Annotated in this window: 7 protein-coding genes; 5 read left to right on the top strand and 2 right to left on the bottom strand. The window is 42.8% G+C overall.

What is annotated here, in order from left to right:
- Both CD03_RS0106825 and CD03_RS0106820 read left to right on the top strand, forming a co-directional pair.
- Positions 1-226 (top strand): DUF3502 domain-containing protein (locus CD03_RS0106825; RefSeq protein WP_027293001.1); only part of this gene is annotated, 226 nt, incomplete at its 5' end.
- Positions 227-403: 177 nt separating this feature from the next.
- Complete coding sequence (locus CD03_RS0106820) at positions 404-2674, top strand: AraC family transcriptional regulator (protein WP_027293000.1); 2271 nt, start codon at positions 404-406, stop codon at positions 2672-2674.
- A 35-nt stretch (positions 2675-2709) separates the two neighbouring features.
- Here CD03_RS0106820 and CD03_RS39870 read toward each other — a convergent pair whose 3' ends face one another.
- On the bottom strand, positions 2710-2775 hold the full coding sequence (locus CD03_RS39870; RefSeq protein ID WP_395022193.1) for a DUF6783 domain-containing protein: 66 nt from the start codon (positions 2773-2775) through the stop codon (positions 2710-2712).
- 94 nt (positions 2776-2869) lie between these two features.
- Here CD03_RS39870 and CD03_RS32695 point away from each other — a divergent pair, with 94 nt between their 5' ends.
- The 3 genes from CD03_RS32695 to CD03_RS0106805 are packed head-to-tail and all read left to right on the top strand — an operon-like array spanning position 2870 to position 6969.
- Positions 2870-3877, top strand: coding sequence for a uroporphyrinogen decarboxylase family protein (locus CD03_RS32695; RefSeq protein ID WP_052377705.1), 1008 nt, complete (start codon positions 2870-2872; stop codon positions 3875-3877).
- Between the two features lie 27 nt (positions 3878-3904).
- Positions 3905-4939: a uroporphyrinogen decarboxylase family protein gene (locus tag CD03_RS0106810; RefSeq protein ID WP_027292999.1), complete on the top strand. Its 1035-nt coding sequence runs from the start codon at positions 3905-3907 to the stop codon at positions 4937-4939.
- Positions 4936-6969, top strand: coding sequence for a family 43 glycosylhydrolase (locus CD03_RS0106805; protein WP_027292998.1), 2034 nt, complete (start codon positions 4936-4938; stop codon positions 6967-6969). The genes CD03_RS0106810 and CD03_RS0106805 overlap by 4 nt, the downstream gene beginning before the upstream one ends.
- Positions 6970-7033: 64 nt before the next feature.
- Here CD03_RS0106805 and CD03_RS0106800 read toward each other — a convergent pair whose 3' ends face one another.
- Positions 7034-9421, bottom strand: coding sequence for a helix-turn-helix domain-containing protein (locus CD03_RS0106800; protein ID WP_027292997.1), 2388 nt, complete (start codon positions 9419-9421; stop codon positions 7034-7036).
- Positions 9422-9483 lie beyond the last annotated feature (62 nt).

Genomic DNA, 9483 nt, shown 5'->3' with positions numbered 1-9483 from the left:
TGCGAAGACATCTCCGATCCTTGGTTTTTCCTTTGATCCCGAGGCAGTCAAAATGGAAGTGACAAATGTGTCTAAAGTTGTAAAAGAGTATGAAAGCCTTGTGGGCGGTGAGCTGCCTGTGGAAGAAACGAATGCCGAATTCCTGGAAAAATTAAATGTGGCAGGAATTGATAAAGTGATGGCTGAAATGCAGAAGCAGATTGATGAATTCCTCGCTTCAAAATAATAAGATATACAGAGATAAATATGTAACGCCGCGGGTAGATGAAGCTTTCCACCCACGGCGTTTTCATGGAAAAAGAAGAAAGTGATAAAAAAAGAAGTCTTTGCCACAATTTGTAGTTGCAAAAAGAAGGGTTCTGTTAGAAAATTATTATAAAATTAGCTGACAGGGGGAAGTGAAATGAAATTGATGGAAAGCTGCAAGGGATATCTTGCTCGTAAGAATAAAGACCAGAAGCAGATGGAGAATCAAAAATTATTTCGCAGAATTTTTCTTGGGATTTCCGTAAGTATGCTGGTAGTGATTCTGGCGGGTTCGGGATGGATGTACCGCATGGTGAAAAAGGTCATTATCGATCAGAATATCCGGATGTCCATGCAGGCATTTTCACAGGTGCAGACGGATTTTGAGGAAGCCAACGGCACAGCCAATATGATTGCCACCCAGGTAATGCTTGATGACGTCTGTTCCGAACTGCTGACAGCCGTTTCGGGACAGACGCTGAACAGTATCACCCTGAGCAAGGTGCGCAACCAGCTTTCTCTGTACCAGAATACGAATCCCGAAGTTGAATCCATCTATATTTATAATAATGACCTTGACCTTTTTATCACCTCCGGAAGCAGGTTTGGGGCAGTGGGAAAAGCAGAATATTCCGATCAGAATATAGTAAGCATCTTAGAAAATCCGCAAAAGTATCATACACAAAATCTGATCCGCAGAGAGATGACAACGAAATATTCCAATCAGACAGAGAAAACGGAGGTTGTCTATTCTTATCTATTATATGCAGCAGAACAGAAAAAAACGGGAAGTGTGGTTATTGTCAATATGAAATTTGATAAGATGCTGCAGGAAATTCTGGATATGGAGATTCTGAAAGACAGCCGGATGCTTATTATCGATGAAAAGAATGAAAGGCTTGTGGATTTACAGACCTATCCGGTTCAAGAGACTGCGAAGATGAGGGAAACGGTACTTCAATTGGCGGAAAAAGGGATTAAGTATCAGGAAGCAGTGGTGGATGGAGAGAAATATTTTTTCTCCTATCTTTTTTCAGGCAAAAGCCAATGGAATTATGTCAAAATCACCAGGTGGAATTCAATGTTCCATGTTCTTCTGGACCTGCGCCGCTGGATCGTGGGATTTACGCTTACTATTGTAATTGCGGTCGTTGTAATAGCCCTGGCTAATTCAGTAACCATTTTGAAAATACATAGAAGGCTGGAAAAAAAATATGCCCTGTCTGAAAGGCGTTCGGACCGGTATCTTCTGAGAGAAGGATTCTTAAGCGATTTTCTTCACAACAGAAAGCTTTTTGGAAAAAACCAGCTGCGTCAGCAGATAGATAACTTTGGATTCTCCGTTGACGAAAACCAGAAGTATGCCGTGTTGATTTTACAGTTGGAAGCGTACAAAAAATTCCGGGATATTTATGGAAAAACCGGTACCTACGATATCAAATATGGCTTTCAGAATATATTTGAAGAAACTTTTGGGAAGTATTTTCAGGTAATGGGATTAATTAACCGGGATCACACACTGACGTTTCTTCTGGAAACAACGCAGGAGGATGGAATGCAGGAGAAGATCAGTGAGTGTTTCCACGCGTTCTGTGAAAATGTGAAAGTTTTTATTGAATGGAATTTTTCCCTGGTCGGATCAGAAGAAACTGTTAATCTGGAAAAGGTTCCGGAAGTGAACAGCAATCTGAAAACGGTTATGCAGGAAAGCTTTTTTTATCCGCCGAATACTTATTTTACATACGAACAGATTCAGACAGAGCATGGAGAACAGGCAGAGTTCCAGCAGCTGGAGGCGGGCAGCCTGCCTAAGGCAGTTCGTTCCGGACAGGATGTGTGGGAGGTCTACCAGAGTTTTACACAGAAACTTAAAAAGTGCAGTATGGTGGAGTATATGAATGCGATTATCTGGCTGGGCATAACCGTTGTCCGTAGTGTAAAGGACTTTTCTTTTTATGAAACCGAAGCAAATGACTTCTTAGTTCAGCTGACAGCATGTGAAAAGGCTGCTGAAGTGGATGAACTGTTCCTACAGCTTTTTGAAAAAATACATGAAAAGCAGGAAAAGGCAGCAGTTAAAAAAGGAGTGATCGGGAAGCTGGATGAAGTAAAAAAATATATTGAAGAAAACTTTTCCGATCCTAATCTCACACTGGAACAGCTGGGAGATGAATTCAGTGTATCACCAAATTATCTTGGAAGGCTGTTTAAAAAAGATATGGGAATGTCTGTGGCGGATTATATAAATGGGGAACGCCTGCAGTGGGTGTTAAAGGAACTGGAGAATACAGAGCGGGCAGCAAAAGATCTTGCAGAAAAATGCGGATTTGTGAGCACAAATTATTTTTATACTTATTTCCGGAAAAAAATAGGCGTGACCCCGCAGGCATACCGGGAACAATTCAGGGAACAAAAAGGAGTTAAATAAAGCCTCGAATTGTTTGCAGTATATTTGCCCCGAATTCAGGTTACGTAGCCCGCTACGCGCCCTTCATTCGGGACAAATCTACCACAAACTGTGATGCACATCTGTCAGAAAGCAATTTTAAAACACGCTCTAAAGTTGAAAGAAAATTATGATATAGAAAGGAAGCCACGAGGTAATTCTTTCAACTTGTTTTTAGTGGCTGTATTGCAGGCTAACCTGCAATATGTGACGGGTATTAATATGACACACAAAGAACGTTTTATAAAGACCTTACAATGTGAGGATATCGGGGGAAGGGTGCCCCATTTTGAACTGGTATTTTTCCTTACCATGGAGGCACTTGGTAAGGTACATCCCAGCCACAGATTCTATGAACAGTGGAATCAGATGAGCTACACGGAGCAGAAGCTTCATATTCAGGAGATTGCTGATATTTATATCGATACTGCAAAGCGATATGATCACAGTGCAATTTTTGTACACTCCAACCCGGGGGGCTTTGATAACATCCAGTGGTTACTGGAAACCATCCGGGAAAAGTCAGGAGATGAATATTATCTGATGATGCATGGAGATCCGACCTGGGCAATTCCGGACGGGGATACCATGATTGATTTTGCAGTACAGATGCTGGAGGAGCCGGAAAAACTAAATGAGATATCTAAGAGAAGAGTAGAGGAGCATGCTGCTTTTGCTGATAAGCTGGACCGAAAAGGTCATTTACTGGATGGATTCACCCTTTGTTCCGATTATTGCTTTAATACAAATCCATTTTTTTCCCCGGAACAGTTCGAAGAACTGATCATCCCCTATTTAAAAGAAATCATCAGTGAATACAGAAAAATGGGGTATTATTCTATCAAACATACAGACGGGAATGTGATGCCCATTTTAAAACAGATTGCAGACTGCAAACCAAATGCGATCCATTCCCTGGATCCCCAGGGGGGCGTAAATCTGGCAGAAGCAAGAAAGATTGTGGGAGACGGCATTGCACTTATCGGAAATGTAAACTGCGGTCTGCTACAGACTGGAACGGATGATGAATGCGACGCTGAAGTACAAAGATCTCTGCGTGAGGGAATGGAGGCGGGAAAGGGATACATCTTCTCCACCTCTAACTGCGTATATACGGGCATGGCATTAGAGCGGTATGAAAGAATGTGGAAGATCTGGCAGAAATACGGGATTTATTCCGATTAGTGAAGGTACACAAAGAAAGGATGCAGCATGGAAGTATTGAAGAAAGAGGATGTGTTACGTGTAATTGAGGGAAAAGGGGCAGCGAAAAGAATTCCGCTCCTATATGATATCTGGATCTATGATAATGTATTTGAAAATGATGCCGGAAAACGCAATGCCTGGCTGGAGCAGTACCCCTGTGATGTGGATGAAGTATTTTTACAGATGCCGGGAATGACTGAGGGACCAAAAGAAGATCCTGACTTTTACTGGGCGGCACCCGGAAAACATAGTTTGGAGGGAAGGGGGCTGGATGCTCAGTGTCTGATTGAGGACTGGGAGGATGCGGGGGAATTCTATGATACTTTTCCAGATCCAAAATCACCGGCTCTTATTTTGGGAAAAAAAGAAAAGGATGGGCGTTACCTGCTGGGAAGATGGTGGTATTGTTTTTTTGAGCGGCTTTGGTCCTTGCGGGGAATGGAAAATGCGCTTACCGATTTTTATCTGTATCCGGAAGAAATTCACCGTTTATTTACCAGACTGACGGATTTTTATATGCGGATTATGGAGCGGACAAAAGAAGAGCTGGATGTAGATGGTTTTTTTGTATCCGATGATATTGGGACACAGACGGCACCTTTCTTTTCCCAGGATATTTTCCGGGAGTTTTTCAAACCATATTATAAAAAGCTCATTGACAAGGCACATGAGCTGGGAACTCATTTCTGGCTGCACAGCTGCGGCAATATTGAGCTGTTTCTGCCCGATTTGATTGAAATCGGACTGGATGTGATCCATCCTATCCAGAAGAATACCATGAATGAGCAGGAGATTGCGGAAAAATTTGGCGGACAGATTTGTATTTTAGCGGGAGTGGATGTACAGTATCTGATGGCTTTTGGTTCTGCAGAAGAGGTAAAGGAAGAAATTGCATTTCTGATGAAAGCATATGGCAGAAGGGATGGACGCCTGATGATGACTATGGGGAATGGATCAACCCCGGATTGGAAAATACAGAATCTGAAAGCACTGTACGAAGCCTCCCTGTATCCCGTTATAGAAGGGAGTGGCAAAGAATGAATCCATTGATTTTCAGAAAAGGAGTCTGTGATCCCCATATTCATATTTTTCAGGGAAAAGCTTATCTTTATGCTACACATGATTCGCCGGGCTGGGAGGATGATTTTCATATGGAAGACTGGCAGATCTGGTCATCTGAGAATCTGATTGACTGGAGTCTGGAATCCGTTATCCATCCGGAGGATTTTTATTGCGGCGCCCTGAATCAATGCTGGGCGGTGGACGCCGCCTGCAAAGACGGTACATATTATCTGTACTATTCCACCGGAGACTGGGGAGTGGGAGTGGCCATCTCTGAGAATCCCGAAGGGCCATTTACAGATCCTCTGGGAGAGGCGCTGGCAGATTACCGCAGTCATCCCGCCGGGGTTCCCAAGTGGGATCCCTGTGTATTCCAGGATGATGATGGAGAGGCATATCTGATAGTGGGAACCTGTAAATATGAAAAGCCCTGGGACTGCTATCTGATTGCACGGCTTGCTGATGATATGATTCATCTGGCGGAGCCTCTCAGACGCCTGGAATATGTGAACAATCCATGGCCTGAGGACAAGCCCTCCCTTCACAAATATAACGGACGGTATTATCTGACGCATTCCTCTTATTATGCGGTGGCGGAGCGGGTTTACGGTCCTTATTATTATCAAGGGAATACAGGCTGTAATATTGATCACGGCAGTTTTTTTACCTATCATAACCAGACCTATTTTGCATCCGGGGGCATGGATAACCCGAACCGGTACCTGAGGGCTTCTTTTCTTGCACCCTGTCATTATAGAGAGAATGGAGAGATTGTCATTGACCAGAAAATGATGGAATATGGCTGCGGCCAGTACGATGCGGCGTGGAAGCAGATTTATGCCTCCTGGTATTTTGCAGCAGCCAGAGAATGTAAGCAAGAGGATGAAACAGGTGCGATACAGGTGGAACTTCTGTCAGGAGAATACCTGTATTTTCCTGAAATAACGAATATAGAAGAAAATACCAGAATCCAATTTTATGCCTCAGCCATGAAGGATATGGACATTACGGTACGGGAGGATGCACTGGACGGACCGGTGCTGGGAAGCTGTAAGATCGGACAAAACAAAGCGGTTTATGCCACACGATTACATTGTAGTCCGGGGAAAAAATCCTTATATATTGTGGCTGACGGAGCATTGAAAATCCAGTGGTTCTCTTTCTTAAACGAGCGCAAACGATATACGCTGGAACCGGTATTTTCTGTGGTGGGAAGAGGAGCATCCATAGCCTTTGATCCGGATGCCGGCAATCATCAGGTATTGCAGAATATGGAATTGCGGGGGGCTGCAATGGAAGCCCTGGCAGATGGCGGAAAAGGAGGAAAGGGTACTCTGTCGGTACCTTATTTCTGTACCGGAGCGGATACAGCGCTTAGTGTATATGTGAATCACGAATATCAGGGAATACTCCAGTTTCCGGTCACCCCGTTTCCTTTTCTTGGTAAAGTGCCCTGTATCAGTAAAATCAATGTACAGCTTAAGCCTGGGATAAACAGGGTGAGACTGAGCTCTGATGAATATCAGGAAGGAAGGCTGGCGATTGACCATATTACAGTGGAGTCAGAATTAACCAGCTGCCAGGTATATGCGGCGGCTAACGGTGTACTAAAGCCCAGAGGAAATGGGTGCTGGGACGGTTTTCCTCAAAGAGAAAGTGATCCCGGTGCCTTCAGCGGAAGAATTGTGAAATACCTGGGAAAACCGGGGGATGAGGTTTGTATCCAGGGGGTGGATGGCGGACAAGGCGGTGCATATTATCTCGAGATACACTATTGCAGGGGAGAGGAGGGAATATCCTGCTATGACCTTCTGATTAACGCAAAGAAATGGAAGAGTATCCGAATGCAGTGTACCGGCAGGTTCTCTACTAATGCTATGGAGACTTATTGCATATGGATAAAGCTGAAAAAAGGGGATAATACGCTGTCCGTGATAAAAACGGGTGAGCAGGATAAGGGTATCTTTATTGATGCATTTTCAGTGATTCCTGCAGAGAGTGAAAAATAAGATGGTAAGAGAGTTTTCTAAAAGGCTGTCCCCGGACGATCGTCCGGGGACAGCCTTTCTTTCATTATTCATCATTACGTAAGTGTGTATTCATGCGGTATTCACCAAGAGATACTTTAAAGTACTTCTTGAATCGGGTATAAAAGTAATTATTTTTTTCCATGCCGATTTTATCCAGGATCTTATTTAATGGAAGTTTTGTCTCATTCAGATAGTGGGCAAGCATTTCCATTCGAAGATCTGTGATATACTGGGCAACAGATTTCTGCATGGCTGATTTAAAAATCTGTCCGATATAATTGGGGGAAAGCCCAATCTCTTCTGAGATAGAACTCAGGCATAAAGAGGGGTTGGAAAATTCCCGGTCTACGATCTGGCAGATACGCTGTGTTACGATATCCGTATTCTGGCTGAATGGATTATCATGGAGAAACGCTATTTTGCTGCAGAGGGACTGGAGTAAAGTATCCATGAGCCGGCTGATATCAGATGCAATTTCTACATTTTTCAGGTCAACCAGACAGTCCTTTAATAGTGTCATGCAGTCTTCTTTCAAAACAGGATATTTATCAGATATCTGAAAATACAAGTCATAAATAAGCCGTATGCTGGAAGACATAATCTCATTATAGTCGTAGGAAAAGAGCTGTTGGGAAATTTTCTGGTAGGTTTCCAAAGCCTGTTCCGTTTTTCCATTTAATACAGCGGAAGACAGTCGTTCTGATAATTGCTTAGGGAAAAAGAAAATATCGGAATTCAGGTCATCCATCATCTGCGGGCTGATAATACTGGAGTGTCCGTAACGTATTTTCTGCAGCAGTGAGTTCTCCATATTGATATACATGCTGGGCAAGTGTTCCAGACCCTTAAACAGGGTGCTGTATGCCACGGTTAATGACAGCTTTAAGTACCGGTCTACGTTTTTTTGAATGGAAAGGAATATGTTCTGCAGCTTCTGATGGAAAGCTTCATTGGGAAGTTCTTTCCCGCAATTAATTAATATTACAAATTTGTCATTTTCCCGGCTGAAAAGATTGCAGGTGAAGGACTGTCTGACAATTTCCTCGGCGATGTTAGCGATTGAGAATCGGAATACCCATAATTCATTCGGTGCGTTGGCATTGAGAAAATCCTGGTAGTTATCAATTTTCAGGACAGCCATGCATATCGGCTGGTCTGTAAGATAAGTAAGATTCTGGGACTCCAGTGCGCGCAGAGTGCTGTCAACAGGCTCAGTGCGGTTTCCTGTGACCAGGCTGTTCAGGAAAGACTCTTTATAGCTTTGGGCATTTTTTTTCTTTAAAGTATTCAATTTTTGATTGTTCTGGTGCAAAGATTCAAATACTGTCAGAATATGCTGAAATTCAGTTGGAACCTGAAGCTTTACATCGGAATCGCCATAGGCCTGGTCTTCCAGCAAGTGGGTTACTTTCTGTATCGGTGTATTCAGCCTCTTGGCAAAGAATAAGCACAGGAGGATGCAGAACAGAAAAACAGATATCATAATTGCGGAACTGATCAGTACGGCTGAGATAATATCTTTAAAAATAATACTGGAGGGAACCAAGCTGATCAGGTACCAGTTATTCACATTGTCACGTGTAAAGGAATAAAAATAGCGGGTTTTATCAATGGTAAAAAAACCGTTGCCGAATCGTTTATCGTCTGCAAATTTTTCCTTAAAAGATGAGAATGTGTCGGCATTTTCCAGAAGCTTGGGGGTCAGTACAGAACTTAATACGGTCATGTCAGAATCCATTACAATGAAATCCATAGGGGTTCCCTCTTTATATCTGTTCATGGAATGGATGGCATCTGTCAGAGAGGAGGCATAAGTATTAATTATAATAGCATTCCTGCGTCCGTCCTTGCCGGTGTAGGAATCATAGTAGACGTAGGAGAGAATTTCAGCATTCTGGGTCATTTCGTTAATCCTTCTTGGAATCGGGTGTTTATCATAAGCGGCGATAAAGTCCGGGTCTGTCACCAACTTTACACAATCCGAATCTGTAAATTCACTGCTGCCTGACTGGCTGCCGTTTTTAGACGAAAAGAATAAATCCAGCTGCGCGTTATAGAGATAGATGCTTTCAACATAAGGAAGTACAACCAGCTGGTTATCCAGTACGCGGCTTGCCAGAATCGGAGTGGTGGAAGAGCGGTTATTCATATAAAGAAACGAAATAATGTCATTATTATTAATGAGAGAACGGGTCACCCGCTGTATATTGTCATTGAGCTGTTCCACGGTATAATTTGTCTGTGATACCAGGTTCTGGTTAAAACCGGAAGTCAGTTTCAGCGAAGTTTTTCCATAGTTAATGGAAAGAAAAGAAGAAAGAAGAATGGTAATAATTACAGATATTGCAAGTAAGCTAAGGAGCGTGCTGTTAAAAAAGCTCCTGCTTTTTTGGGAGTCTGTATGCAGTTTTTTGAATTTAATTGCTTTCATTTATTTCTTCCACCTTTGCCTTTTGATAATATCATTATAATAAAAATAAGAAAAGATTCAAT

Origin of the sequence: Robinsoniella sp. KNHs210 (assembly GCF_000686105.1) — a bacterium.
GTDB classification, from domain to species: domain Bacteria; phylum Bacillota; class Clostridia; order Lachnospirales; family Lachnospiraceae; genus Robinsoniella; species Robinsoniella peoriensis.
Note: the sequence above shows the minus strand (reverse complement) of the source record. Positions and strands in the feature narration are given on the sequence as shown.